26 protein-coding genes are annotated in these 25,608 nt (G+C 71.7%); 9 read left to right on the plus strand and 17 right to left on the minus strand.

Annotated features, from left to right (window positions below; translation table 11 throughout):
* The first annotated feature begins 37 nt into the window (after nucleotides 1-37).
* The 3 genes from QO011_RS24855 to QO011_RS24865 are packed head-to-tail and all read left to right on the plus strand — an operon-like array spanning nucleotide 38 to nucleotide 2,318.
* Nucleotides 38-694 (plus strand): MotA/TolQ/ExbB proton channel family protein, encoded by a 657-nt coding sequence (locus tag QO011_RS24855; RefSeq protein WP_307277972.1) that lies wholly within the window; start codon nucleotides 38-40, stop codon nucleotides 692-694.
* Nucleotides 694-1,131 (plus strand): ExbD/TolR family protein, encoded by a 438-nt coding sequence (locus tag QO011_RS24860; protein WP_307277974.1) that lies wholly within the window; start codon nucleotides 694-696, stop codon nucleotides 1,129-1,131. The genes QO011_RS24855 and QO011_RS24860 overlap by 1 nt, the downstream gene beginning before the upstream one ends.
* Nucleotides 1,128-2,318, plus strand: coding sequence for an energy transducer TonB family protein (locus QO011_RS24865; protein WP_307277976.1), 1,191 nt, complete (start codon nucleotides 1,128-1,130; stop codon nucleotides 2,316-2,318). Before QO011_RS24860 ends, QO011_RS24865 begins: the two co-directional genes overlap by 4 nt.
* 13 nt (nucleotides 2,319-2,331) lie before the next feature.
* On the opposite strand, the gene QO011_RS24870 is transcribed toward QO011_RS24865, so the two are convergent.
* From QO011_RS24870 to osmF, 4 genes are all read right to left on the minus strand, one after another.
* Entirely contained in the window at nucleotides 2,332-3,087 is a 756-nt protein-coding gene (locus QO011_RS24870) for an ABC transporter permease (RefSeq protein ID WP_307277978.1), read from the minus strand.
* A complete protein-coding gene (locus QO011_RS24875; protein WP_307277982.1) occupies nucleotides 3,084-4,019 on the minus strand; it encodes an ABC transporter ATP-binding protein in 936 nt (311 codons plus the stop codon). The genes QO011_RS24870 and QO011_RS24875 overlap by 4 nt, the downstream gene beginning before the upstream one ends.
* Nucleotides 4,016-5,167, minus strand: coding sequence for an ABC transporter permease (locus tag QO011_RS24880; RefSeq protein ID WP_307278196.1), 1,152 nt, complete (start codon nucleotides 5,165-5,167; stop codon nucleotides 4,016-4,018). Before QO011_RS24880 ends, QO011_RS24875 begins: the two co-directional genes overlap by 4 nt.
* A gap of 89 nt (nucleotides 5,168-5,256) precedes the next feature.
* Entirely contained in the window at nucleotides 5,257-6,174 is a 918-nt protein-coding gene (osmF, locus tag QO011_RS24885; protein WP_307277985.1) for a glycine betaine ABC transporter substrate-binding protein OsmF, read from the minus strand.
* Between the two features lie 501 nt (nucleotides 6,175-6,675).
* On the opposite strand from osmF, the gene QO011_RS24890 reads away from it, so the two are divergent.
* The 3 genes from QO011_RS24890 (at nucleotide 6,676) to QO011_RS24900 (ending at nucleotide 10,405) form a co-directional block, all read left to right on the plus strand.
* Nucleotides 6,676-7,623 carry a family 2A encapsulin nanocompartment shell protein gene (locus tag QO011_RS24890; protein ID WP_307277988.1) on the plus strand — a complete coding sequence of 316 codons (948 nt, stop codon included), beginning with the start codon at nucleotides 6,676-6,678 and terminating at the stop codon, nucleotides 7,621-7,623.
* A 95-nt stretch (nucleotides 7,624-7,718) separates the two neighbouring features.
* Nucleotides 7,719-9,626, plus strand: coding sequence for a family 2A encapsulin nanocompartment cargo protein cysteine desulfurase (locus QO011_RS24895; protein WP_307277991.1), 1,908 nt, complete (start codon nucleotides 7,719-7,721; stop codon nucleotides 9,624-9,626).
* On the plus strand, nucleotides 9,623-10,405 hold the full coding sequence (locus tag QO011_RS24900) for a 5'-methylthioadenosine/adenosylhomocysteine nucleosidase (RefSeq protein WP_307277994.1): 783 nt from the start codon (nucleotides 9,623-9,625) through the stop codon (nucleotides 10,403-10,405). The genes QO011_RS24895 and QO011_RS24900 overlap by 4 nt, the downstream gene beginning before the upstream one ends.
* 6 nt (nucleotides 10,406-10,411) lie before the next feature.
* On the opposite strand, the gene epsC is transcribed toward QO011_RS24900, so the two are convergent.
* Complete coding sequence (gene epsC / locus QO011_RS24905; protein WP_307277997.1) at nucleotides 10,412-11,374, minus strand: serine O-acetyltransferase EpsC; 963 nt, start codon at nucleotides 11,372-11,374, stop codon at nucleotides 10,412-10,414.
* A 182-nt stretch (nucleotides 11,375-11,556) separates the two neighbouring features.
* Here epsC and QO011_RS24910 point away from each other — a divergent pair, with 182 nt between their 5' ends.
* Both QO011_RS24910 and QO011_RS24915 read left to right on the plus strand, forming a co-directional pair.
* A complete protein-coding gene (locus QO011_RS24910) occupies nucleotides 11,557-11,808 on the plus strand; it encodes a type II toxin-antitoxin system Phd/YefM family antitoxin (protein ID WP_307278000.1) in 252 nt (83 codons plus the stop codon).
* Complete coding sequence (locus QO011_RS24915) at nucleotides 11,805-12,215, plus strand: type II toxin-antitoxin system VapC family toxin (protein WP_307278003.1); 411 nt, start codon at nucleotides 11,805-11,807, stop codon at nucleotides 12,213-12,215. Before QO011_RS24910 ends, QO011_RS24915 begins: the two co-directional genes overlap by 4 nt.
* A 13-nt stretch (nucleotides 12,216-12,228) precedes the next feature.
* On the opposite strand, the gene QO011_RS24920 is transcribed toward QO011_RS24915, so the two are convergent.
* The 3 genes from QO011_RS24920 to QO011_RS24930 are packed head-to-tail and all read right to left on the minus strand — an operon-like array spanning nucleotide 12,229 to nucleotide 15,357.
* On the minus strand, nucleotides 12,229-13,311 hold the full coding sequence (locus QO011_RS24920; RefSeq protein ID WP_307278007.1) for an ABC transporter substrate-binding protein: 1,083 nt from the start codon (nucleotides 13,309-13,311) through the stop codon (nucleotides 12,229-12,231).
* Nucleotides 13,308-14,696 carry a sensor histidine kinase gene (locus tag QO011_RS24925; RefSeq protein ID WP_307278010.1) on the minus strand — a complete coding sequence of 463 codons (1,389 nt, stop codon included), beginning with the start codon at nucleotides 14,694-14,696 and terminating at the stop codon, nucleotides 13,308-13,310. The genes QO011_RS24920 and QO011_RS24925 overlap by 4 nt, the downstream gene beginning before the upstream one ends.
* On the minus strand, nucleotides 14,689-15,357 hold the full coding sequence (locus QO011_RS24930) for a response regulator transcription factor (protein WP_307278013.1): 669 nt from the start codon (nucleotides 15,355-15,357) through the stop codon (nucleotides 14,689-14,691). Before QO011_RS24930 ends, QO011_RS24925 begins: the two co-directional genes overlap by 8 nt.
* Nucleotides 15,358-15,623: 266 nt before the next feature.
* Between QO011_RS24930 and QO011_RS24935 the strand changes: the two genes are divergently transcribed.
* Complete coding sequence (locus QO011_RS24935; RefSeq protein ID WP_307278015.1) at nucleotides 15,624-16,310, plus strand: TerC family protein; 687 nt, start codon at nucleotides 15,624-15,626, stop codon at nucleotides 16,308-16,310.
* Nucleotides 16,311-16,408: 98 nt separating this feature from the next.
* Here the strand turns inward: QO011_RS24935 and QO011_RS24940 are convergent, their stop codons facing one another.
* The 9 genes from QO011_RS24940 to QO011_RS24980 form a co-directional block, all read right to left on the minus strand.
* Nucleotides 16,409-16,684, minus strand: coding sequence for a hypothetical protein (locus QO011_RS24940; RefSeq protein WP_307278018.1), 276 nt, complete (start codon nucleotides 16,682-16,684; stop codon nucleotides 16,409-16,411).
* Between the two features lie 7 nt (nucleotides 16,685-16,691).
* Nucleotides 16,692-17,483 (minus strand): ABC transporter ATP-binding protein, encoded by a 792-nt coding sequence (locus QO011_RS24945; RefSeq protein ID WP_307278020.1) that lies wholly within the window; start codon nucleotides 17,481-17,483, stop codon nucleotides 16,692-16,694.
* Nucleotides 17,483-18,484 (minus strand): ABC transporter permease, encoded by a 1,002-nt coding sequence (locus QO011_RS24950; RefSeq protein WP_307278024.1) that lies wholly within the window; start codon nucleotides 18,482-18,484, stop codon nucleotides 17,483-17,485. The genes QO011_RS24945 and QO011_RS24950 overlap by 1 nt, the downstream gene beginning before the upstream one ends.
* A 1-nt stretch (nucleotide 18,485) precedes the next feature.
* Nucleotides 18,486-19,517, minus strand: coding sequence for an ABC transporter substrate-binding protein (locus tag QO011_RS24955; protein WP_307278027.1), 1,032 nt, complete (start codon nucleotides 19,515-19,517; stop codon nucleotides 18,486-18,488).
* 34 nt (nucleotides 19,518-19,551) lie between these two features.
* Nucleotides 19,552-20,880, minus strand: a complete 1,329-nt coding sequence (locus QO011_RS24960) for an O-acetylhomoserine aminocarboxypropyltransferase/cysteine synthase family protein (protein WP_307278029.1) — start codon at nucleotides 20,878-20,880, stop codon at nucleotides 19,552-19,554.
* 25 nt (nucleotides 20,881-20,905) lie between these two features.
* Nucleotides 20,906-21,955: an isopenicillin N synthase family dioxygenase gene (locus QO011_RS24965; RefSeq protein WP_307278033.1), complete on the minus strand. Its 1,050-nt coding sequence runs from the start codon at nucleotides 21,953-21,955 to the stop codon at nucleotides 20,906-20,908.
* A gap of 156 nt (nucleotides 21,956-22,111) precedes the next feature.
* Complete coding sequence (locus QO011_RS24970) at nucleotides 22,112-23,473, minus strand: M24 family metallopeptidase (RefSeq protein ID WP_307278036.1); 1,362 nt, start codon at nucleotides 23,471-23,473, stop codon at nucleotides 22,112-22,114.
* 32 nt (nucleotides 23,474-23,505) lie between these two features.
* On the minus strand, nucleotides 23,506-24,576 hold the full coding sequence (locus QO011_RS24975) for an ABC transporter ATP-binding protein (protein ID WP_307278038.1): 1,071 nt from the start codon (nucleotides 24,574-24,576) through the stop codon (nucleotides 23,506-23,508).
* A gap of 16 nt (nucleotides 24,577-24,592) precedes the next feature.
* A complete protein-coding gene (locus QO011_RS24980) occupies nucleotides 24,593-25,606 on the minus strand; it encodes a dimethylarginine dimethylaminohydrolase family protein (protein WP_307278042.1) in 1,014 nt (337 codons plus the stop codon).
* Nucleotides 25,607-25,608: the final 2 nt, after the last annotated feature.

A 25,608-nucleotide genomic window follows, 5' to 3' on the forward strand; every position in this document is an offset into this window, starting at 1 on the left:
ACGCGGGAGCGCGGGGGCGCCAACCCATGAGGAGAGCATGCCGACCGGTCTTCTCACCCCCTTCCTCGACGCCGACCCCATCGTCAAGGGCGTGATGGTGCTCCTGGTCCTGGCCTCGGTCGGGTGCTGGACGGTGATCCTGGAAAAATCCTGGCGCATGCTGCAGCTGCGCCGCCGGCTCGGCGCCTTCGACGCCTGGCGCCGCGGGGTGCAAGCCGGCCGGCCTGCGCTCGCCGGCACCGCCAAGACGGTGGCCGAGGCGGGCCTCGCCGCCTGGCGCGACCAGGACACGGACGAGGCCCGGGCCGAGCGGCGCGAGCGCATCGAGCGCTCGATGCGCCTCAGCCTCAACGCCCAGCTGCGCGAGCTCGAATGGGGCCTGCCCTTCCTCGCCAGCGTCGGCTCGGTGACGCCCTTCATCGGCCTGTTCGGCACGGTCTGGGGCATCATGCGCAGCTTCTCCTCCATCGCGGCGAGCCAGGACACCAGCCTGGCCGTGGTGGCGCCAGGCATCGCCGAGGCGCTGTCGGCGACGGCGCTCGGCCTGTTCGCCGCCATCCCGGCGGTCTTGGCCTACAACCATTTCGTCACGGAGCTCGACCGCAGCGGCAAGCGCTTCGGCACCGGCATCGCCGAGCTTGCCGAGCGCTTCGCGCGCGAGCGGCCCGGGGCGGCCGCGGGGATGGTCGACTGATGGCCGCCCGCCCCTCCCTCGACCGCGCCGAGGCGGATGACGGCGCCGGCTACCGCGCCATGGCCGAGATCAACGTCACGCCGATGGTCGACGTCATGCTGGTGCTCCTGGTGATCTTCATGGTGACGGCGCCGCTGATGACCGTCGGCGTGCCGCTGAAGCTGCCGAAGACCGCGGCTGCCAGGCTCGGCAGCGTGCAGCAGCCGATCGTGCTCAGCCTCGACGCCTCGCAATCGGTCTTCCTGCGCAACGATCCCGTGGCCGACGACGACATCGGCCGCCGCCTCGCCGAGGCGACCGGCGGCGACCGGGATCGCCTGATCTTCCTGCGCGCCGACCGGTCGGTGCGCTATGACCGGGTGATGAACGTGCTCGGGCGCATCAGCACGGCCGGCTTCTCCAGGGTGTCGCTGCTGGCGGAGGCGCCGGGGCCGTGACCGGCGCGGTCGCCCCGGCGGGCCCGGATCGCGGCGCCCTCGCGCCGGCGCCGCACCGGCTCGGGCTGCGCCTCGCCGCCGCGCTCGTTGCGCTCGCCCTGCACGGGCTGCTGCTCGTCGCCCTCGCCCGGGTGGCGCCGGCTCCGCCCCCGCCGGCGCCGGTCGGCCGTGACAGCATCACCATCGACCTGGCGCCGGCCCTGTCCGAGGTCTCGGCGGCCAGCGCCCCGACGGCGGTCGAGCCGGTCCCGGCCGACCCGGGCAGCCTCGAGCCGGTCCGGCCGCCGGATCCGACGCCGCCGCAGCCGATGGCGGCGTTGACACCGGCACCCGTGATCCCCGAGACCGAAACCGCCGTCTCGCCGCCTCCGCCGGAGACGCCGCCGCAACCGGCGCAGGCCGCAGCCCCCGTGCCTCCTCCTGCCGCGGCTCGTCCCACCGAAGCGCCGGCGCCCGCGCCGGCCGCCGCCGTTCCCGACAGCCGGCCGGCGATGGAAGCCCCGCCCCCGCTCTCTCCACAGGAGGACGCCCCGACCGTCGCCCCGCCGGTGCCGCCGCCGGCAGAGGCCTCGCACCCCCCACCGGCGGACACGCCGGCCGCCGTTCCGGCGCCTGCGCCGCAGGTTGCGGTGTCCGTGCCGCCGCCGAGCCCGCGGACCGCCCCGCCGGCACCGGCGGTCGAGGCCAGGCCGGTGCACCGGGTGGAGAAGCCCGAGCCGCGGCCGGCCCGTGTCGAAAAGCCCGCGCCGCGCCAGCCGGTCCGTCAGGAGGCGGCGGCGCCGCCCCGCCGCGCCGCCGGCGAGCGCGCCCGGAAGGAGGCGCCCGCTGCCCTGGCCGCCGAGGCCTCGGCCGGCGAGACCGCGCGCGTCGGCGGCAAGGCCGCCGCCGGCGCCGCGACCAACGTCAACGCCTACGTCTCGGCGCTGCGCAGCCGCATCCTCCAGCACAAGCGCTATCCGCTCGCGGCCCATGCCGCGGGCGCCGAAGGCACGGCGGTGGTGCGCTTCCGCATCAGCCGCAGCGGCGCCCTGCTCGGCAGCCAGCTCGCCGCGAGCGCGGCCAACACGGCGCTGGACCAGGAGGCGCTGAGCATGGTGCGCGAGGCCGCGCCGTTCCCGCCGCCGCCGGCCGGCATTCCCGACAGCAAGCTCAGCATCACCATCCCGATCCATTTCAACCAGGAGTGAGCAGGCTCCCGCCCTACGCCTGCGCCTCCGTGGCGCGGCCGGCACGGCGGGCGGCCCGGCGCTCGACCGCGCCGAGGGCGTCGTAGACCAGCACCGCCATGAGGCCGACGATGATGCCACCCTGCAGCACGAAGGCGGTGTTGGAGGTCTGCAGCCCGGCGATGATCACCTCGCCGAGCCCCTTGGCCGCCACCGTGGAGCCGATGGTGGCCGTGCCGAGATTGATCACCACGGAGAGGCGGATGCCGGCGAGGATCACCGGCAGGGCCAGCGGCAGCTCCACCGCGAACAGCCGGCGGGCCGCGCCCATGCCCATGCCGCGCGCCGCCTCGACCGCCGCGGCCGGCACTTCCTTAAGACCGGTGATGGTGTTCTCGAAGATCGGCAGCAGGCCGTAGAGCACCAGGGCGATCAGCGTCGGCTTGATGCCGAAGCCGACGGCCGGCACGGCCAGGGCCAGCACCGCCACCGGCGGGAAGGTCTGGCCGATATTGACGATGCTGCGCGACAGCGGCAGGAACTCCGCCCCGGCCTCGCGGGTGACGAAGATGCCCATGGCGAGCGCCAGCACCGCCGCGGCGAGGCTGGCGCCGGCCACCAGCGCAAGATGCGCCAGGGTCAGGTCGAGCAGGCTGCCCTGGTTGTAGATCGCCGGCGCCCCGTTCTCGGTGAGCGGCCGCAGCAGCGGCTCGAAAAGATTGGGGTCGAGCAGGAAGGCGAGCAGCAGGGCGAGGGCCGCGGCGCGCGCCAGAAGGGGAACGAGCCTCATGCCGCCTGCCCCGCCCGCTTGAGGATCGCCGGCAGGGTGATCCGGCGCGGCGCGCCGTCGGCGCCGGCGACCGGCAGGCTCTCCACCCCGCGCCAGAGCAGGTCTGACAGGGCGTCGCGCAGGCTCGCCGTCTCGGCGATCGGCGTGCCCTCGGCCGTGCCGGACTCGGCCGCCTCGCCGACCTTGGCCAGCGACAGGAGGCGGAACGGCCGATCGCCGCCGCCAACCAGGCGCTCGACATAGCCCGGAGCCGGCCGCGCCAGGATCTCGGCCGGCGGCGCATATTGCTTGAGCCGGCCGCCGTCCATGACGGCGATATGGTCGCCGAGCTGGATCGCCTCCTCGATGTCGTGGGTGACGAGCACGACGGTGACGCCGAGGCGGCGCTGGATCGCCAGGAGGTCCTGCTGGGCCTTGGCGCGGATGAGCGGGTCGAGGGCGCCGAAGGGCTCGTCCATCAGCAGCACCGCCGGCTCGGCCGCCAGCGCCCGCGCCACGCCGACACGCTGCTGCTGGCCGCCGGAGAGCTGGTGCGGGAATTTCGGGCCGTAGGTGGCCGGGTCGAGCTCGAACAGCGCCAGCAATTCCTCGACGCGCCGGTCGACGCGCGCCTTGTCCCAGCCGAGCAGGGTGGGCACGGTGGCGATGTTGCGCGCCACGGTCCAGTGCGGGAACAGGCCGTGGCCCTGGATGGCATAGCCGATGCCGCGCCGCAGCGTCTCGCCCGGCACGGTCGCCGTGTCGCGCCCGTCGATGCGCACGGTGCCGCTGCTGGGCTCTATCAGCCGGTTGATCATGCGCAGCAGCGTCGACTTGCCGCTGCCGGAGGTGCCGACCAGCACGGTGATCGAGCCGCGCCCGACGGTGAGCGACACGTCGTCGACGGCCACGGCCTTGCCGAAGCGGCGGCTGACATGCTCGACCTCGATCATGGGCGGTGTCCTCTCAGGATCTCGATCAGGGCGTCGAGGATGATCGCCGCCGTGAAGGCGAGCGCGATGGTCGGCACGGCGCCGAGCAGCACCAGGTCGGTGGCGGCCTGGCCGATGCCCTGGAACACGAAGGTGCCGAAGCCGCCGCCGCCGATCAGCGCCGCGATCGTCACCAGGCCGATATTCTGCACCAGCACGATGCGGATGCCGGTGAGGATCACCGGCAAGGCGAGCGGCAGCTCGACGCCGAGCAGGCGCTGGCGGCCGGTCATGCCCATGCCCTCGGCCGCCTCGACCACCTCGGGCGGCGTCTGCCCCAGGCCGACGACGACATTGGCGACGACGGGCAGCAGCGAATAGAGGAACAGGGCGATCAGCGCCGGGGCGGTGCCGATGCCGCGGATGCCGAGATCGGCGGCGAGCGGCACGCTGGCGGCGAGCAGGCCGAGCGGCACCATCATCAGCCCGTACATGGCGATGCTGGGGATGGTCTGGATGATGTTGAGCACCGGCAGCGTCACCCCGCGCAGGCTCGGCGAGCGGTGGCAGGCGATGCCGAGCGGCAGGCCCACCGCCACCGCCGCGACGAGCGAGCCGAAGGCGAGCGCCACGTGGCGCCCGCCCTCCTGCCAGAAGCTGTCGGCATGGGAGGCATATTCGCGCATCACGGAGAGCCCGTCCCAAAGGCCGGAGCCGAGAAGGACGGCGAGCCCGGCGGCGGCCGCGGCCAGCACCGCCAGCCGCGCCGCGGGGCCCAACGCCAGCTTGGCGATGGCGTCGGTGACGAGGATGGCGAAGGCGAAGCCCAGCACCCAGAAGCCGGCCGCGGGCGAGACCCGCGCCAACGCGTTGCCCGGCGGCACGAGATGGCCGGGAACCAGGCCGATCAGCACGCCGAGCGTCGCCAGCGCGATCGCCCCGGCGGCGAGGCGGATGCCGGGCCGCCCGCGCCGCAGCGCCACGAGCAGGCCGGCGACGAGGACGGCGAGCCCGGCGGCGGCCACCGCCGGCGGCAGGGCCTCGAACAGCCCGACGCCCCTGCCGGAGACGATGCGGTTGGCCTTGACGGTGGCGAAGGGCTCGAGGACGAGCCCCGCGGCGGCCAGGATCGCGATGACGGCGCCGACCTTGTCGAGGCGAGACAGCAGCGTCCCGGCGGCCGGGACGCGCGCCGGCTCGGCCGCCGCCAGGGACTCTCCGATCTCCGCCATGGCGGCGCTCGCCCCCGCGGCCGCGGCTATTTCACCAAGCCCTTGGACTTGAGGAAGTCGGCCGCCACGTCCTTGGCCGCCTCGCCGTTGACCTGGATGCGGCCGTTGAGCGCCTGCAGGGTCTTGAGGTCCAGGGCTGCGAAGACCGGCTTCAGGAGCTCGGCGATCTCGGGATGGGCCTTGAGCACCGCCTCGCGGATCAGCGGCGCCGGCGCATAGACCGGCTGCACGCCCTTGTCGTCGTCGAGCACCACCAGGCCGGCGGCGGAGATGCCGCCATCCGTGCCGTAGACCATGGCGGCGTTGACGCCGTCGGTCTGCTCGGCCGCCGCCTTGATGGTGGCGGAGGTATCGCCGCCCGACAGCACCAGGAGCTGGTCGGGCTTCAGCGCGAAGCCGTAGGTCGTCTGGAACGCCGGCAGCGCTGCGGCGCTGTTGACGAACTCGGCCGAGGCGGCGAGCTTCACCTGGCCGCCGCCCGAGACGTATTTGCCAAAATCGCTGAGCGTCTTGAGATGGTTGGTGTCGGCCACCGTGCCGACCAGCCCGATCGCCCAGGTGTTGTTGGCGGGCGAGGGCGTCAGCCAGACGATCTTGTTGGCGTCGTAGTCGAGCGTCTTGGCCGCCTCGTAGCCCTTCTCGGCGTTCTTCCACAAGGGATCGTCCGCCTTGTTGAAGAAGAAGCCGGCATTGCCGGTATAGTCGGGATAGATGTCGATCTCGCCCGCGATCAGGGCCTTGCGGACGATCGGCGTGGTGCCGAGGCCGATCTTGTTGGTCACGGCGATGCCGTGCGACTGCAGCACCTGGGCGATGACGTTGCCGAGCAGGTTGCCCTCGGTGTCGATCTTCGAGGACACCACCACGGCATCGGCGGCCTGCGCCGTGCCGGCCAGGAGGGTCAGCGCCAGCGCCGCACCCCAGGATTTGAACGATCGGACCATGACACTCTCCTGATTGAATCCGGGCGGCCTCGGCGTGCGCGGGGCACGGGCACGAAGCCGGCGCGGACGGCCGGCCCTGCTGGGCCGACGGACCGCATCCCGGGCGAGGGCATGCCGACGAGAGAGGGCGCCGGCCTCTCCACCATGGCACGATCGCCCCGGATCGGCAAAAGCGACCATGGCGATCGTCTAAAGTCAATTAATTTTATAGACAATATAAACATGAATATGGCTATGGTCGCGCAGCGACGGCAGCGGCCTCTGGCAGATTCGGGCGGGGCGTGGCGGAGCCGTTGCCAAAACGGCAATGAAGACGGAGCCGCCAGCAACACCGCTCTACTTTCTACTTGCTATGATCGAGGGAGCGATTTAAGAGAATGAGTCTCGAATTACGACGATAACGATCTACTATACTGGTAATCTGTAGAAAGTTTAACTACGGAAACACAGTCCAGTAGAATAAACTTACTGCCCAGGCCGAGCCGCCACCAGGAGCTGCCCATGACCGACGAACCTGCCGTCCGCAGGACCTTGAACGAAGCGGCTGCCAGGCAGCTCGCCAACGCCACCAAGACCCGGGCGCAATGGTCGGGCATCACGCCGCGCTGGCTGGTCTCCTTCCTGCCCTGGACGCCTGTCGAGGCGGGCATCTACCGCCTCAACCGCGTCAAGGAGGCGGGCGGCGAGATCGACGCCGAGGTCGAGTGCTCGCCGCGGCGCGACCAGGATCCGGACCTGCCGGAGACCTTCGTCGATTACGAGGAGGCCCCGCGCGAATATTCGCTCAACGCCGTCACCACCGTGCTCGACGTGCAGACCCGCGTCTCCGACCTCTACAGCCACCCCTATGACCAGATCCAGGAGCAGCTCCGGCTGCTGATCGAGAAGGTCAAGGAGAAGCAGGAGGGCGAGCTGATCAACAATGCCGAATACGGGCTCCTGTCCAACGCCGCGGCGACCCAGCGCATCGCCACCCGCACCGGCGCGCCGACGCCCGACGACCTCGACGAGCTGATCACCAAGGTCTGGAAGGAACCCGCCTTCTTCCTCGCCCATCCCCGCGCCATCGCCGCCTTCGGCCGCGAATGCACCCGCCGCGGCGTGCCGCCGCCGACCGTGACGCTGTTCGGCTCGCCCTTCCTCACCTGGCGCGGCCTGCCGCTGGTGCCCAGCGACAAGCTGCGGATCGACGACAAGGGCCTCTCCAACATCCTGCTGCTGCGCACCGGCGAGAAGAAGCAGGGCGTGGTCGGCCTGTTCCAGCCCGGCGTGCCGGGAGAAGTGCAGCCGAGCCTGTCGGTGCGGTTCATGGGCATCAACCGCAAGGCGATCGCCTCCTACCTCATCTCGCTCTATTGCTCGGCCGCCGTGCTGTCGCACGACGCGCTCGGCGTGCTCGAAGGGGTGGATGTCGGCAAGTACCACGCCTATCCCGACAACTATGCCTGAAGTCTCCGGCGGGGCGCATCCCCGCCTGGAATCGAGCCGCCGGCGGCAAGGCCGCCGGCGTCAGCGCCGTCAGCCCCTGCCGGGAGTTCCGGGTCATGTCGTCACCAACGCCGCCTTCCCCGCCGTCCTGGCCCGCCCCCGACGTCATCGCCCAGCTCGCCAACGCCCTGTTCCAGGCCGGGCCGGGGGAGCCGCCCGGCCTGCCGCTGGCCCCGACCCTGCCGGCCTCGCCGCCGAGCCCGACGGTCGTCCCCGCGTCCTCCGTCGTCACCTCCGTGGCGCCGCTCGCTCCGGCGCAGCCCCCGGTCGGCCCGCCCGACCTGCCGCCGGTGACCATTCCCTCCGTGGTGCCGACGCCGACCATCCCGCCACCGACGCCGCCGGCGGCGCTCGCCGGCACGGTGCCCTCGCCCGTCTCCGGCTCGCCGGCCTCGCCGCCTGGCCTGCCCCAGCCCGGCGGCTCGCCCGGCGTGTTCCTGCCGCCGGTGCCCTCGCCCTTCGACATCGGCGCCCTGCCGCAATCCCTGCGCGATCTCCTCGCCCTGGTGCCGCCGGATCATGCCGGGCGGCCGCCGGCCGTCGAACCGCCGGCGGCAGCCGCGCCGGCCGGTCTCGGCGGGACGGTGCCCGGCATCTATTTTCCGCGCGACGGTGAGACGCTGCCCGCGGCGAACGAGGTGCTGGCGCCGCCGCGGGCGCCTGCCCCCGATCTCGGCGGCCTGACGCCGGGCCTGCGCCCCGAGCTCGTGCCCGACCTCGGCACGTCGCACCGACCCTTCGACGCCGGCTCGGTCAAGCGCGACTTCCCGATCCTGCAGCAGCAGGTGCACGGCAAGCCGCTGATCTGGCTCGACAATGCCGCGACCACCCAGAAGCCGCAGGCGGTGATCGACCGGCTGTCTCATTTCTACGAATATGAGAATTCCAACATCCACCGCGCCGCCCACACCCTGGCCGCCCGCGCCACGGATGCCTATGAATCCGCACGCGAAAAGGTCCGCCGCTTCCTCAATGCCGGCTCGACCAAGGACATCGTCTTCGTCCGCGGCACCACGGAGGCGATCAACCTGGTGGCGCAGGCCTGGGGCCGGCGCAACGTCAAGGCCGGCGACGAGATCGTCATCACCTGGCTGGAGCACCACGCCAACATCGTGCCCTGGCAGATGCTCTGCGCCGAGGTGGGCGCGCGCCTGCGCGTCGCGCCGGTGGACGACACCGGCCAGGTGATCCTGGAAGAGTACGAGAAGCTGCTGTCGCCGAGGACCCGCATCGTCTCGATCACGCAGGTCTCCAACGCGCTCGGCACCGTCGTGCCGGTGCGCGAGATGACGGCCATGGCCAAGCGCCACGGCGCCACGGTGCTGGTCGACGGCGCCCAGTCGGTGTCGCACATGCCCACCGACGTCCAGGCGATCGGCTGCGACTTCTTCGTCTTCTCCGGCCACAAGGTGTTCGGCCCCACCGGCATCGGCGTCGTCTACGGCCGGCCGGACGTGCTGGCGCACATGCCGCCCTGGCAGGGCGGCGGCAACATGATCGCCGACGTCACCTTCGAGAAGACCGTCTACCAGGGCCCGCCGGAGCGCTTCGAGGCTGGCACAGGCAATATCGCCGACGCCGTCGGCCTCGGCGCCGCCATCGACTATGTCGAGGCGATCGGCATGCCCGTCATCGCCGCCTACGAGCACGAGCTCCTCGTCTACGCCACGGAGACGATGCTGGCGGTGCCGGGCCTGAAGCTGATCGGCACGGCGAAGGAGAAGGCGAGCGTGCTCTCCTTCGTGCTCGACGGCTGCCGCACCCAGGATGTCGGCGTGGCGCTGGACCGCGAAGGCATCGCCGTGCGCGCCGGCCATCATTGTGCCCAGCCGATCTTGCGCCGCTTCGGGCTGGAAACTACGGTGCGTCCCTCCCTCGCCTTCTACAACACCCGCGAGGATGTCGATGCGCTGGTGACGGCGCTGCAGCGCATCCAGAGCGGCCGCGGATATCGCCTCGGATGAGCACCGGACAGCCCCTCGCCGACCCCCTCGGCCTCGTCGCCGCCCTGGCCCAGGAGGCTGCCGGCCTCATCGCCGAAATGCGGGCCGAGGCCCGGACCGAGCTGGTGCGGGCGGGCGGGCGCGACTTCCATGTCGGGCAGCTCTTCGGCCGGCCCTGCGTCCTCACCCTGGCGCGCATCGGCAAGGTGGCGGCGGCGACCACCGCCACCGCGCTGATCCACCGCTTCGACGTCGGCGCGATCCTGTTCACCGGCGTCGCCGGCGGCGCCGGGCAGCATGTCCGGGTCGGCGACATCGTGCTCGGCGAGACGCTGCTGCAGCACGACCTCGACGCCAGCCCGATCTTCCCACGCTGGGAGGTGCCGCTCTCCGGCCTGTCGCGCTTTGCGACCGATCCGGCGCTGAGCGAGCGCCTGGAGCAGGCGGTCGCCGGCTTCCTCGCCGAGGATTTCCTGCGCCTGCCCGAGACCTCGCGCGCCCGCCTCGGGCTGACGCGCCCGGCGCTGCACAAGGGCCTGATCGTCAGCGGCGACCGCTTCGTCAACGGCCATGCCGCCGTGGCGCAGCTGCGCGCCGACCTGCCCGACGCCCTGGCCATCGAGATGGAGGGCGCGGCGGTGGCGCAGGTCTGCCACGACTATGGCGTGCCCTGCGCCGTGATCCGCACCATCTCGGACGCGGCCGACGACAGCGCCCATATCGACTTCCCGGTCTTCCTCAGCGAAGTCGCCAGCCACTATTCCTACGCCATCGTCCGGCGCTTCCTGACCGGCGGCTGAGCCGCCTCACTCCGCCTTGCCGTCGTTGCGGGCCTGGGCCTGCGTCACCTGGCTGCCCGGCGGCACGCTGCGGGTCAGCCAGACATTGCCGCCGATGGTCGAGCCGCGGCCGATGGTGATGCGCCCGAGCACGGTGGCGCCGGCATAGATCACCACGTCGTCCTCGACGATCGGGTGGCGCGGCGCCGCCTTGATCAGGTTGCCCTCGGCATCCGCCGGAAAATGCCGCGCCCCGAGCGTCACCGCCTGGTAGAGCCTGACCCGCTCGCCGATGACGGCGGTCTCGCCGATGACGACGCCGGTGCCGTGGTCGATGAAGAAGGATGCCCCGATCTCGGCGCCGGGATGGATGTCGATGCCGGTCCGGGAGTGGGCGATGTCGGAGATCAGCCGCGCCAGCAGGCTGGCGCCGAGGCCGTGCAGCGCATGGGCCAGGCGATAGGCGATGATCGCGGCCATGCCGGGATAGCCGAGCAGGATCTCCGGCAGGTTGGTCGCCGCCGGATCGCCGCGGAAGGCGGCCCTGAGGTCGCTGACGATCAGGCCGCGGATGTCGGGCAGCCTGCGGGCGAAGGTCCCGACGATGCGCTGCGCCTCGCGCCCGCGCTCCGCCTCGCCCGGCTCGCCCTCGCGGGTGAAGGCGAGGTCGCGGCGGACCTGGTCGACCAGCGCCGCCAGCGCCGTGTCGAGGGTGCGGCCGACGAAGCCGTCGATCGCGCCGGCCTCGAGCGCCTCGCCGCTGTAATGGGTCGGGAACAGCGCCGCCGAGAGCCCGTCGAGGATTCCTGTCAGCGCTTCGCGCGACGGCGTCTGCCGGATGCGGCCGCGATGGCGGATATTGTGCGTCACCTCGCGCGACAGGCGCAGCTCGGCGACGATCGTCTCGAGCTCCCAGCCCGGAGCCGCCCCGTCCGGCTCCCCGCCCCACGCCACGGCGGCCGGCCGCTCGCCCGCGCTCGCAATCGTCATGCCGCCGCCCATTGGTTTCGCAATTAAGTTGATAAAATTTATCGACTTTAAATTGCGCGCGTCAAGCCCATGCGCGACCGCCCGCGAAATCGGGATCAGGTACCATGCGGGACTGTCCATGCGGGACTTGGAAAACCGCGATGCAGACATTAAGCTAGATCAGCTGGATTGTTGGAGGTCCGATGCGCGAGGTCGGAGCATTCGAAGCCAAGAACACGCTGGGATCCCTGCTCGACCTCGTGGAGCGGGGCGAGGAAGTCGTCATCACACGACGCGGCAAGCCTGTCGCGCGGCTGGTGCGGGAGACCGTCGCCAAGGACCGTGCTGCCGCCGCCGCGGCAGCACGGCGCATCCGCGAGCGCGCCAAGACGCTGGGAGCCGGCTCGTTCGACTGGGAAACGTGGAAGGCCTATCGGGACGAAGGGCGGCCGTGACCGTTGTCCTCGACAGTTCCGCCACCCTGGCCTGGGCCTTCGGCGACGAGCGGACTCCCGCGATAGAGATTCTGTTCGACGACGTGGTCGCCGACGGAGCGCTGGTGCCCACCCTCTGGCATCTCGAGGTCGCGAACAGCCTGTCGGTCGCGGTTCGCCGAGGTCGCATCACGATCCAGGTCCGAGACGAAGTCCTTGCCGATCTGGCATGCCTCGATATCGTCGTCGACGCCGAGACCGACTTGCATGCGTGGTCGGCAACCCTGAAGATCGCCGATCTCTATCGACTGCCCCTCTACGATGCGGCCTATCTTGAGCTGGCGCAGCGTCGGAGGCTCCCCCTGGCAACGCTCGACACGGCTCTCAGGGAGGCTGCGACGCGGTCGGGAGTGCCGGTCGTGCCGTGATCGATCCGCCGCCTCAATGCCCGTCGATCGCGGCGCGCCAATCGGCGAGGAAGCGCTTGCGCCTGGCCTGGTCGAGCGCGGCGAGCAGGGACGGCCCGACCGGGATCGGCCGGTAGCGGCTCGAGCTCTCCTCCAGGCCCGGCGCGTCGACGCCGGGCGGCGGCGGCCGGTCGACGGCGAAGAAGAAGGATTGCTCCGCCGCCACCGCCTGGCCCCGCTCCGACAGGAGATAGTCGAGGAAGGCCTGCCCGGCCTCGGCATCCGGCGCCCCGACCGGGATCATCGCCGCCCGGCTCAGCATCAGCGTGTAGTCGCGCGGCAGCACGATGCCGATCGGCGCCCCGGCGCGCAGCCGGCGATAGGCGGCCGAGCCGGTCAGGTTGTAGCCGATCAGCACCTTGCCGCTCTCGATGGCCGAGAGCAGCTCGTCCGTGCAGCAGCTCAGCACCTCGTTGGCCCGGCCGATGCGCTCCAGCAGGCGGCCGAAGCTGCTCGATTCCTGCGCGTCGAAGAAGGCGAGGAGATAGCCCGCCTCCGAGCGCTCGATGTCGGTGGTGCCGATGCGCCCGTCATAGGCCTGCGGCTTGGCGCGCAGGAGCTCGATGAGGTGGGGCCGGTCGTGCGGCACGTCCTCAGGCGGCACCAGCGTGCGGTTGTAGACGATCACCGCCGGCTCGAAGGCGAAGCCGAACACCTCGTCGCGCCATTGCGCCCAGGCCGGCAGCCGCGGAGCCGGGCCGGCGGCCCGCGGCCGGGCGCAGCCGTCATTGGCGAGCTTGACGACATGGTCGACCGCCGCGGAGATGACGATGTCGGCCGGCGCCCGGCCGCTGTCGCAGGCGCGCCGCATGGCCTCGAACAGCGCGTTGTCGGGCAGATCGTCGTAGTCGACGGCGATGCCGGGCCTGGTCGCCTGGAAGTCGCGGATCAGCGGCGTCATCGCCGCGACATCGGTCGCCGCATGGATGATCAGACGCTGCGTCTGCGCCCCGCGCGCCGGGAAGCTGACACTCTCCGCCCGTGCCGGCGCAGCGGCGAGGCCCGCCGCGACGAGCGCGAGCACCAGGGCACGGCGGATCGGGCGGGCGATCGTCACGGCCTCTCTCCGGCAGGCACGGCGAAGCTGACGACGAAGCCGTCCGGCCCGTGGCCGAAGCCGATGCGACCGCCATGGCTGCGCGCCACCTCCGCGGCGATGGCAAGGCCCAGGCCCGAGCCGCGGCGCCCGCCCGTGCCGCGGGTGAAGCGCTCCGTCACCCGCTCCCAGTCGGCGGCGGGGATGCCGGGACCGTCGTCCACCACCTCGACCAGGGCCTCCGTCTCCGCCCGCCGCACGCGCACGGTGAGACGTGTGGGCGCGCCGTGGTGCACGGCGTTGCCGATCAGGTTCTTCAACGCCTCCGCAAGGCTGAGGCGATCGCCCTGAACCATGAGGCCCGCCGCCGGCGCATCGAAGGCGACGGCGAGGTCGCGGCCGAGCGAGGCGGGCACCGCCTCGGCGAGCGCCTGGCGGGCGACGACGGCGAGGTCGAGGCTCTCGAACCGCACCGCCTCGGCCCGGTGCATCACCATGGCCCGGCTGAGCAGCTGGTTGGTGAGGCGGCCGAGCTCGCCGGCGCGCTCGCGGGCCCGGCCGACCTGCGCCTCGCGCCGCTCCGGCCGGGTCTCCCCGGCCAGCAGCTCCAGCTGGGCGATCAGCCCGGTCAGGGGGGTGCGGATCTGGTGCGCGGCGTCGGCGATCATCGTCTCCATGGCGGCGAGGCGGCCGGAGAACCGCGCCATGAAGCGGTTGATCGTCGCCACGAGCGCGCCGATCTCGGCCGGCGCCACCACGTCGAGCGGGGCAAGGTCGTTCGGCTCGCGCCCGGCGAGCGCCGCCTCGATCCGGGCGAGCGGGGCCAGCGCCCAGCGCACCGCCAGCATCACGCCGGCCAGCGCCGCGGCGCTCATGACGGCGATCAGGATCAGAGCCTGCTTGAGCAGCTCCGCCGCCAGGCCGTCGCGCGCCTCGCGGGTCTGCGCCACCGTGGTCACGACCCAGCCGCGCACGTCGGGATCCGACAGGAAGCGGGCCTGCGTCGCCATCCGCACGGGCACGCCGCGAAACCAGCCGTCGGCGACCTGCGGCTCGTGCCCCGTCCCGGCGCCCGGCGCCTCCAGCCCTTCGTAGCCGGTGACGAAGGCGCCGTTCGGGCCTTCCACCTTGTAGTAGATGCGGGCGGTGCCGGACAGCGACAGGGTCTCCAGGGCGGAGGGCGGCACGTCGGCGGTCGCCGTGCCGGCCTCCGCCCGCACCGTCTCGCTGATCTGGCGCGCCGCGCTCAGCAGCAGCCGGTCATAGGCGTCGTCCGCCGCCGTGCGAGCATAGTCCCGCGCTCCCAGGGCCAGGATCACGCCGCTTGCGGCGAGCACCAGGGCGATCAGCCCGGTCAGGCGCCAGTAGAGCGTCGGCCCCGGCCGGGTGAGCGGCGCCTCAGTCACGCGCGAGGATCCGGTAGCCGAGGCCGCGCAGGGTGCGGATCTCGGCCCTGGCGCCCGTGAGCTTGCGCCTGAGCCGGGCGATGTAGAGCTCGACCGCGTTGGCGTGCACCGACTCGTCGAAGCCGAACACCTGGTCGAGGATCGCCTCCTTGGCGAGGACGCGCTGGGGCTGGGCCATCAGCACCTCCAGCACGGCGATCTCGCGCCGCGTCAGGTCCACCGGCCGGTCCGCCACCTTGACGCTGCGCGTCGCCTGGTCGAGCACGATGTCGCCGCAGGCGAGGATGTTGACGCTCTGGCCGTGGCGCCGGCGCAGCAGGGCGCGGGCCCGCGCCTCCAGCTCGCGGAAGTCGAAAGGCTTGACGAGATAGTCGTCGGCCCCGAGGTCGAGGGCGCCGACGCGGTCGTCGACCTGGGAGCGCGCGGTGACGACCAGCACCGGCGTGTCGCGCCGGAGGGCCCTCAGCCGCTGCAGGATGTCGAAGCCGTCGCGCCCCGGCAGCGTCACGTCGAGGATGATCAGGTCGTAGGACTGCACCTCGACGAGCTCGAACGCCGTGGTGCCGTCGGTCTCCCAGTCGACGCCGTGCCCCATGCGCTCGAAGCAGGCGACGATCGCCTCGCCGACGTCAATCGTGTCCTCGACAAGCAGGATCCGCACCGTTCCGTCGTCCCGGCAGGGGCCCGGCGCACCCGACGCGGCCGAAAAACCCCTGCGATCGCAATGCCCTAGTGGCGCAGCCGTCCGTGCTGCGCCGTGCGCGCCCGGAACCTGACAGCCTGATGACAGGTTTGCGCCCTAATCTCCTGCCCGAAACGGCGGGGCCGATGCAAGGCCGCCGGCCGTCCAGGACCGCAGGAATGCCTCGTCGCGCCGCAAGCGCGGCGTGGCTGAAGCTGCGCGCCCGCCCCCGAGACCAAGGATTGATGGAAAGCCTGTTTGGAAGTTCGCTCGCCATTGTGCAGATCATCTGGATCGATCTTCTGCTCTCCGGCGACAATGCGGTGGTCATCGCGCTCGCCTGCCGCTCGCTGCCGCCCCGCCAGCGCCGGCTCGGCATGCTGCTCGGCGCCGGCGCGGCGGTCGGCCTGCGCATCATCTTCGCGCTGATCATCACCCAGCTGCTGGCGGTGCCGTTCCTGAAGATCGTCGGCGGCCTCTTGCTGTTCTGGATCGCGGTCAAGCTGGTGCGCAGCAGCGAGGAAACCACGCATGAGGTGCAGGCGGCCGACGGCCTGTGGCGCGCCATCCGCACCATCGCCATCGCCGACGCCGCCATGAGCCTGGACAATGTCCTGGCCATCGCCGCGGTCGCCGACGGCAATGTCTGGCTGTTCGTCTTCGGCCTGCTGCTGTCGATCCCGCTGATCATCGCCGGCTCGGCCCTGGTGATGGGCATCATCACCCGCTTCCCGATCTTCGTGTGGGCCGGCGCGGCGCTGCTCGGCTGGATCGCCGGCGCGATGATCATCAGCGATCCCTGGGTGGTGTCGAAGGCCGGCCCGGACCTGCACGCGCTGGAATGGGCGGTCGCCGCCGCCTGCGCCGCGGGCGTCGCCGCCATCGCGTTCGTGCTGAAGAAGCGGACGGGCGAGGCGACGCCGACCGGGTGAGGTTGGCATTGCGTGTGACGCTTGCAAATCCCCCTCCCCCTTGTGGGGAGGGGGATAGCCGGCGTCGCGCCCTACGCACCCTCCTATCGAGCTCCCCCTCAAGCCCTCCGCCGGACTCCCGCCGTCAGGCCCGCCGACAGCAGCGCGATCCCCGCCCAGAAGGCCGCGGCGCGATAGGCGGCCAGCGCCAGGGGATGGGCGCCGCGGCAGAGCGCCCGGGCGAGGCGGCAGGTGTCGCTGTCGCCGACGAGGCAGGCGCCGGCGGCGGAAAGGTCCATGTAGGCGTAGCCGACCACGTCGCGATAGGTCAGCCACCACCAGCCCACGGCTCCGAGCAGGATCAGGGCGCCGGCAGCGAAGAGGGCGCGGGTCATGGCGGCCTCACGTGGCGAGGCCGAGCGTGCCGAGGATCTCGCGGCGGAGCGCCACCAGGTCGGCGTCGTCGCGATGGCGCGGATAGGGCTTGTCGACCGTGAACTCGGCCTTGATCCGCGCCGGCCGGTCGCTGAACACGATCACGCGGGAGGCCAGGATCAGCGCCTCCTCCACGTCGTGGGTGACGAGCAGCGCGGTGAAGCCGGTGCGCTGCCACAGCGCCACCAGCTCGGCCTGCAGGGTAAGGCGCGTCAGGCTGTCGAGCTTGCCGAGCGGCTCGTCGAGCAGCAGCAGCGCGGGGTCGTTGACCAGCGCCCGGGCCAGCGCCACCCGCTGGGCCATGCCGCCGGAGAGCTGGTGCGGATAGGCGCGGGCGAAGGCGCCGAGCCCGACCAGCTCCAGCGCCGCATCGACGCGCCGCCGCTCCTGGCGCAGCAGGCCGCGCGCCTCCAGGCCCGTGGCGACGTTGTGCCAGACCCGCGCCCAGGGGAACAGGGTCGGGTCCTGGAACACCAGGATGCGGGAGGGGTCGGGCCGCTCGATCGGCCGGCCGTCGCCGCGGATCGCGCCGGCCGAGGGCGGCTCGAGCCCGGCCACCAGCCGCAGCAGGGTCGACTTGCCGCAGCCGGAGGGGCCGAGCAGGGCGACGAACTCGCCCGGCTCGATCCGGAGGTCCACGCCGGCGAGCACGGGCAGGCGCGCGCCGGCGAGGTCGAAATGATGGCTGACGCCGGCGATCTCGATCGCGAGATTCTGCCGGGTCGGGGTTGGTGTCGGGGCCAGGGCCGGGTTCGCCATCAGATGAAGCCCTTCTGCCAGGCGAGCAGCCGGTCCCGCGCCACGAACAGGAGCCGCACGATGCCCGAGCACAGCACCGCCATGATCAGCAGCGTGGCATAGACATTGGCATAGCCGGAATAGGCGGTCTGGAACTGGATGTACCAGCCGAGCCCATACTTGGCGCCGAGCATCTCGGCCACGACCAGCACGGCGAAGGAATAGTAGAGGCCCATGAACAGGCCGACGAAGACGTGCGGCAGCGAGGCTGGTATGGCGACCTTGCGGATCAGGTACCAGTTGCCGGCGCCGAGCACGCGGCCGACATCGTAATAGGCCCGGTCGACCGAGCCGACGCCCGAGGCGGTGAGGATCGCCACCGGGATGCCGGAGGCGAGCGCCACGATGAACACGCTCGCCGCGAAGGTGGTGGGAAAGAAGTAGAAGGTGCAGGGGATCCAGGCCGTGGCCGGCACCGGGCCGATCAGCTTCAGGATCGGCATGCCCCAATAGTGGAAGCGCTTCGACCAGCCCAGCGCCACGCCGATCCCGTAGCCCACGACCACGCCGGAGACGAAGCCGAGCGACCACAGGCGCAGGGTGTAGAGGATGCAGACGAGCAGCCGCGGCCCGTCGGTGACGTAGACGTTCAGCAGCCCGTGCGGCGGCGAGAAGAACGGCTTCGGCAGCCAGCCGGACTTGGCCGTGGTCAGCTCCCACAGGGCGAGCCAGACGCCGACGGCGACGAACCAGGGCCCATAGTGCAGGAGGCCGGCGCGCAGCCGCCCTCCGAGCAGCGGCAGCGTCACGGCGAGCCCGGCGAACACCGCCGCGCCCGCCCCGGTGATGCCGGCGAACAGCCCGGCGCTGCCCCACGGCACCACGTCGGGCAGCGCCACCGTGATCATGGCCGCCGCCGCCCAGGCCAGCGCCGCGAAGGCACCGTTGCGCCAGAGGCCGCCCTTGAGCGATGGACGGGCCGGGAGGGCGCCGATCTCCAGCGCCTGTGTCGCCTCGCTCATCTCAGGCCAGCAGGTTGACCGTGACCCGCTCGGCGAATTCCTTCGGGTCGGTGGTGGGGTCGAGCACCTTGACCAGCTTGAGGTCCTCGGCCGATTTCTGGATCTGGTCGACCAGCGGCTGGCCGATCGGGTGGTTGTGGGCGACGAGGCCGCCGATCACCGCCTTGAGGTCGTCGAGGCTGAGGCCGGCCGGCTTCAGCGTGTCGAAATACCATTGCGCCACCTCCTCAGGATGGGCGGCGGTGTATTCGTGCACCTCGATATTGGCCTCGGCCAGGCGCCGCAGCGCGTCGCGATTGGCCTCCAGGAACGGCCCGTTGGCGCCGAGCACGCAGCAGGTGTGGCCCTCGTAGACGCCGGTCTGGGTATCGGCGAGCTTCACGAAGCCGAACTGCTTCTCGATCGAATAGGCCCAGGGGTCGAGATGGGCGGCGAGGTCGGCCTCGCCGCGATTGACGGACTCGCCGACCAGGTCGAACGGCACCGCCTTCCAGGTCACGTCGGTCTCCGGGTCGATGCCGGCCTTGGCCAGCGTCACCTGGAAGGCGACCTGCGGCGGGGCGCCGATGCCATAGGTGGCGATGGTCTTGCCCTTGACGCCGGCAAGGTCGGTCACGCCCGAGGCCTTGGACGCCAGCAGGCGCTGGCAGCCGCCATGCGAGCCGACGAAGAGCTTGACGTCGAAGCCCTGCTCCAGCGGCTTCAGCCAGTCGCCGATCAGGCCGGCGCCGGCATCGGCCTTGCCGGTGGCGAGCGCCTGGATCAGGGTCTGGCCGCTGGCGCCCTGGTAGAACAGCTCCACATCGAGATTGTGCCTGCTGTAGATGCCCTTGGCGACGCCGAAGCCGAGCGGCGAGTGGCAGGCCGCGACCTCGGTCCAGGCCAGGCGCACCTTGGGCGCCGGCCCGGCGATCGCCGGCGTGAACAGGCCGCGCCCGACAGCGCCGGCCGAGGCGAGGACGCCGACCGTGCCGGCGGTGCGCAGCAGGGCGCGGCGCGACAGCTTGCCCGGTCCTGAGGATGCTGTGGTCATGGAAACCCCCGTTGATGATCCCGTCCGCTTCGCCTCAGGCCGCCTTGCGCGCCGGCTCGCCGGCTTCGCCCGCCTTGGCCAGCGCCTGCTCGATGTCCGCCAGGATGTCGTCGGGATGCTCCAGGCCGACGGAGAGGCGGACATAGCCCGGCGTCACGCCCGCCGCGGCCTGCTCCTGCGGCGAGAGCTGCTGGTGCGTGGTCGAGGCGGGATGGATGGCGAGCGAGCGGGCATCGCCGATATTGGCGACGTGGTGCAGCAGCGTCAGCCCGTCGATGAAGGCGCGGCCCGCCTCGACGCCGCCCCTGAGCTCGAAGCCGACCAGGGCGCCGTAGCCGCCCTTCAGCGCCGCGTCGGCCCGGCGGCGCGGCTCGCCGCTCTGCAGGCCGGGGAAGATGACATGCTCGACGGCCGCGTGCTTCGCCAGGAAGTCGGCGACCTTGACCGCGTTCTCGTTGTGCTGGCGCTGGCGCAGCGGCAGCGTCTCCAGGCCCTGCAGCAGCAGGAAGGCGTTGAAGGGCGAGAGCGCCGCGCCAAGGTCGCGCAGCAGCTTGACCCGTGCCCGGAGGACATAGGCGATCGGCCCGAGGGGCTTGGCCGCCTCGGTCCAGACGGCGCCGTGATAGGCCTCGTCCGGCCGGGTCAGCAGCGGGAAGCGCGCCGCATGCTCCTCCCAGGGGAAATTGCCGCCGTCGATGATCAGGCCGCCGATCGAGGTGCCGTGGCCGCCGATATATTTGGTGGCGGAGTAGACCACCACGGCCGCGCCCTGCTCGAAGGGCCGGGCGATCAGCGGCGCGGCGGTGTTGTCGATCACCAGAGGCACGCCGAGCGAGCGGCCGATCTCGGCCACCTCCCGGATCGGGAAGACGTGCAGCTTCGGGTTCGGCAGCGTCTCGGCGTAATAGGCCTTGGTGCGCGCGTCGGTCGCCCGGCGGAAATTCTCCGGATCGGCGGGATCGACGAAGCGCACCTCGACGCCGAACTGCTTCAGCGTCTGCGAGAACAGCGTCCAGGTGCCGCCATAGAGATCGGTGGAGGAGACGACGTTGTCGCCGGCCTCGGCGACGTTGAGCAGCGCATAGGCCGAGGCGGTCTGGCCCGAGGCGACGGCCAGGGCGGCGGCACCGCCTTCGAGAGCGGCGATCCGCTCCTCCAGCACGCCGGTCGTCGGATTCTGCACCCGGGTGTAGATGTTGCCGAGCTCCTCCAGGGCGAACAGGCGCGAGGCGTGGCCGGTGTCCTGGAACTGGTAGGAGGTGGTCTGGTAGATCGGCACCGCCACGGCGCCGGTGGCCGGATCGGCGCGATAGCTGCCGCCGTGCAGGGCCAGGGTCTCGAAGCGGGTGGACGTGGTGGTCATGGCGGTCTCCGGGACGTGAGGGCGGTCAATAGGCCGAGGCCGGCTCGGGCTGCGCCGACGCGGGCTCGATCAGGTCGGCGTGATGGCGACGGGCGACGTCGGGGTGCGAGCGCAGGCGGCTCTTGAGGTAGTTGCGGCCGACCTCGCGGAAGAGCGGGTTGAGCGGATCCTGCGTCACCCCGCGCGCCTCGGCGGCGAGCGCGGGCGAAAGGTCGAGCACCGGCACGCTGGCGTCGAGCCGTGCCCCGAGGAAGAAGGCGACGGAGAGCCGGTCCGCGCCGGGCGGCGGCGACACCACGCGGTGAACATTGGCCCTGAGGTAGCCGTTCGAGGCCAGCTCGAGAATCTCGCCGATATTGACGACGAAGCTGCCCTCCAGCGGCGGCGCGTCGATCCAGCCGCCCTCCCCCTCCACCTGCAGCCCGTTCTGCTTCTCCTGCAGGAGCACGGTGACGAAGCCGGAATCCTTGTGGGCGCCGACGCCCTGGCTGCTCGACGCGTCCCGGCCGGGATAGCGGATGATCTTGAGGAGCTGGTTGGGGGCGGGCGTGTAGATCGGCTCGAACACGCCCTCGGGCTGTTCCAGCGACGCGGCGAAGGCCCGCAGCACCCGGATCGCCAGGTCGGTGACGGCAGCCTGGTAGGCCAGCAGCACCGGCTTGAGCTCCGGCAGCGCATCGGGCCACTGGTTCGGCCCCTGCAGCCGCGTCCAGGGCGGTGCGGAGGCATCGGCCGGGAGCGCCGGGCGCTCGGCACCGATGTCGATCTGCTCGCGCCAGTCCGGCTTGCCGCGGGTGTGCTCGAAGCCGGCGCGGTTATAGCCGCGGAAATGCGGCGAGTTGACCATCTCGATGGCGAGCTTGTCCGCCTCCGGCAGCGCGAAGAAGCGACGGGCCAGGGCGAGCACCTCGCCGATCAGCCCGGCATCGATACCGTGGCCGACGAGGTAGAAGAAGCCGGGGCCCCGCGCCGCCTGCCGGAGCTCGGCCAGGAAGGCGGCCCGCTCCTGCGGGCCGGCGTCGAAGCGGCTGATGTCGAGGACCGGCAGGGTCTCGCCGGCGGAAGGGCTGGTCATGGCGGGCTCCGTCGGCCGAGGGCCTCGCCGGAGGCAAATCCTTCCGGCGAGGCCGCAGACCGTTTCGGAGATCAGCCGATCATTTCATGATCTTTAAGTCAATTATTTTGATAGACTTTATATTCTAAATTGCTGGCGATCCGGAGTGTATTCTCCTCACCCCAGCGTCAGCAGCAGGTCGGGCCGCAGCCAGAACGGCGGCAGGCAGAGCGGGATCGCCGAGAGCGGCAGGAGATCATCCTTCACAGGCACGCCGAGTTCGTTGCGCACGAAGTCGCGCCGCGCCAGCATCCGGGCGAGCGTGGCGGGGTGGCGCGCCTTCAGCTCGGCCTGCAACGCGGCGTCGGCGAAGACCACGCCGTCCTCGCAGTTGAGCGTCCATCCCGCCGGCATCGGCGCCGGGATGATGTCGACCTGGAACGGCATGCCCGAGGCGATGCGCTCGGTCGAGCCCGGCCGCACCGGCGAATGGGTCCATTCGTCCAGCCCGGTGAGATGGCCGGGGTTGAGCGAGGAGCGCAGGCCGCCCCTGGCGAGGCTCTCGGCGACGGCAGCGTGGATGGCGCCGCCCTCGGCGCCGATGCCTGATGTTTCGTACCAGGTGACGAGCCCGGCGAAATAGTCGGCCGCGGTCTTGAGGAACGCCTCGTCCGCCTCCGCCAGCAGGCCGGCGCGGCAGCTGAGGCCGCCCCACAGGCCGATCCCGACGGTGACCCCGTCGCCGCGCTCGAGGATGCGGGCGGAGGGGCTGCGCAGGCCCATGATCGTCTCGCCCGGGCCGCCCGAGGCCAGGATGGTGTGGCAGCTCATGGGCTCGCCGGCATAGCCCATGCGCGCCGCGGCGGCGAACTCGCTGTCGCCCGGCCGCGCACCCGCCACGATGCGCCAGAGCGCCGCCGAGCCGCGCGCCGCCGCCCATTCGAAGGCGGCGATCTGGTCGGCGTCGATGGTGCTGCGCAAGCCGGTGGTCGGGTGCAGCAGCAGGGCCGTGACATCGCTCACCTCACCGCCGGCGCCGGCGACGCGCCGCAGCGAGTCGACCACGAAGGCCGGCGCGAAGAAGCTCGGCGCCTCCCCGTCCCACTCCTCCGGCTCCAGATATTTCCAGCCGGCGAGGCCGACACTGTCGCCGGCCCTGATGCCCACCGCCCGCAGCACGTCGACGAGGCTCGCCCGGCGCGAGCGGTCCTGGCCCATCAGGCTGAAGGACTGGCAGAGCACGGTCTCGCAGCCCTCCAGGCCGGCGATCGGGGTGTAGGATTCGCATTCGTTGCCGACCACCAGCACGCGGCGGCCGGCGCCGAGGAGCAGCAGCGCCTCCTCGAAGCGCGGCTCGAAGCCGGTGAGGAAGGCGATGTTGGCGAAGTGCTCGCGGTCGGCATAGACCGCCACCCAGTCGCAGGCCGCCCGGGCCGTGAGCGCCTCGCAGCGCGCGGCATAGGTGGCGGCCGGAATCCGCGGCTGCTCGCCGGGCGCGCTGAAGTCGGGGATGGAGATCGGGCGGAGGGCGACGGCCATGGCGGGCATCCTGTGGCGGAACGACAATCTGGTCAGGCGGACGGCAGCACGCCGAAGGCGGCGAGCGGCAGGTGCACGGTGAGGCGAGCGCCGGGCTGGAAGCGCTCCGCCTCGCCGGCCGGGAACTGCACGATCAGCTCGGGCCCGCCGTCCGGCTGCAGCACCAGCCGGTCATGCGCCCCGAGGAAGGCGACGTCGCGGATCACGGCGCTGACTGCCACGGCCTCGGGCACGGGCGCCAGGCTCGCATGCTCGGGCCTGACCCACAGCGTCGCCGGCGCGCCGGCGACGAGCGGCGTGCCGTCGCTCGCCCGGCCGATCGGCAGCAGGCCGGCGAAGGTGCGGATGGCGCGGCCGCCGGGCCCGGCCTCCACCCGGCCCTCGAACAGGTTGTTGATGCCGAGGAACTCGGCGACGAAGCGCGTCGCCGGCCGGCCGTACATCTGCCGCGGCGTGCCGATCTGCTCGATCCGCCCCTGCCGGAACACGGCGATGCGATCCGACATCGAGATCGCCTCCTCCTGGTCGTGGGTGACGTAGACGAAGGTCACCCCGGTCTCCCGGTGCAGGCGCTTCAGCTCGCGCTGCATGCTCTCGCGCAAGGTGCGGTCGAGCGCCGAGAGCGGCTCGTCGAGGAGCAGCAGCTCCGGCCCGAAGGACAGCGCCCGGGCCAGCGCCACACGCTGCTGCTGGCCGCCGGAGAGCTCGCGCGGCCGGCGCCCGGCGAGCGCCGCCAGGCCGACCAGCGCCAGCATCTCCTCGACCCGCGCCGCGATGCGCGGGCGCGGCCAGCGCCGGATCTCCAGCGGGAAGGCGATATTCTCGGCCACGCTCATGTGCGGGAACAGCGCATAGCCCTGGAACACCAGGCCGAGGTCGCGGTCCTCCGGGTCGAGCCGGGTGATGTCCCGGCTCATGAGGCTGATCACGCCGCGATCGGCGAGCACGAAGCCGCCGATCGCCATCAGCAGCGTCGTCTTGCCCGAGCCCGAGGGCCCGAGCAGCGTCACGAACTCGCCCTTCTCGACCGCAAGGTCGATGCCGCCGAGCGCCGTGACGGTGCCGTAGGACTTGGCGAGGCCGCTTATGCCGAGAAAGCTCATGGGCTCGGGATCGGGCTCAGAGGGGATCGCGGGCGAGCGGCGCCGTCGAGCAATGGATGCCGCCGCCGCCGAGCTCCACCGCGCCGTAGTCGATCGGGATCACGGTGATGCCGTTCTTGTCGAGCACGTCGGCGAGGCGCGCGCCCATCGTGTCGTGGACGATCACCCGCCCCGGCGCCACGGCCAGGCAGTTGACGGAGAAGGCATTGTCGTCGGGCGGCAGCTCGATCAGCTTCATGCCGCGCTGCTTCAGCGTCTCCAGGAAGACGTAGGGCAGCTCGTTGACGTTGACGATGGCGGTGTCGACGTCGACCATCATGAAGCTGCCGTCGATATGGATGCGGTAGCCCGGCATCGGCACCTTGATCAGCTCGACGCCGAGCGTCGCCAGCACCGCCTCGAGCTGCCGCACGCCCTCGGGGTTGCAGGCGACGCTGACCGAGCAGACCGCCGTCCTGGCGTCGATCATGGCAAAGCCGCCGCCCTCGAACACCGACTCGCCGTGCAGCGTCGCCAGGATCGGGCAGCCCGCCTTGGCCAGGGCCTGGGTCACCGGCAGCTCCTCGCCGCGCCGCACCTTGCGGGCCATGCGCGTGACGATGGCGCCGCCCTTGACGCTGATGACGCTGTCGCGGGTGAACACCTGCTTCATCCGGCCCGGCGCGGCCTTGTCGACATAGATCACCGCGACGCCCTCGGCCTTCAGCGTCGCCGCCAGGGTGTCGTGCGCCTTCTGCATGGCGGGAAGGTCCGGCATGGTCTTGCCGATCCAGTACCAGCCCTTCTCCGGATCGCCGAAGCCGCCGATCTCCGGCATCGGCCGGTTCTCCACCACCGAGAGCTCCTCGCCCGGCCGGTGCATCAGCACGGCGCGCAGGCGCCCGACGTCGCTGGTGCAGCCCCAGGCGCGGCCCCAGACCTCGGCCTGCTCGCCCGGGTCGGCGAAGCCCGGCGCCGGCACCGAGCCGAAGATCTTGAAGAAGGTGTTCTCGCGATATTCGTGCTCGCTCATCGCGGGGGTGTGGGACATCG

It is taken from the genome of Labrys wisconsinensis, assembly GCF_030814995.1.
GTDB lineage: Bacteria > Pseudomonadota > Alphaproteobacteria > Rhizobiales > Labraceae > Labrys > Labrys wisconsinensis.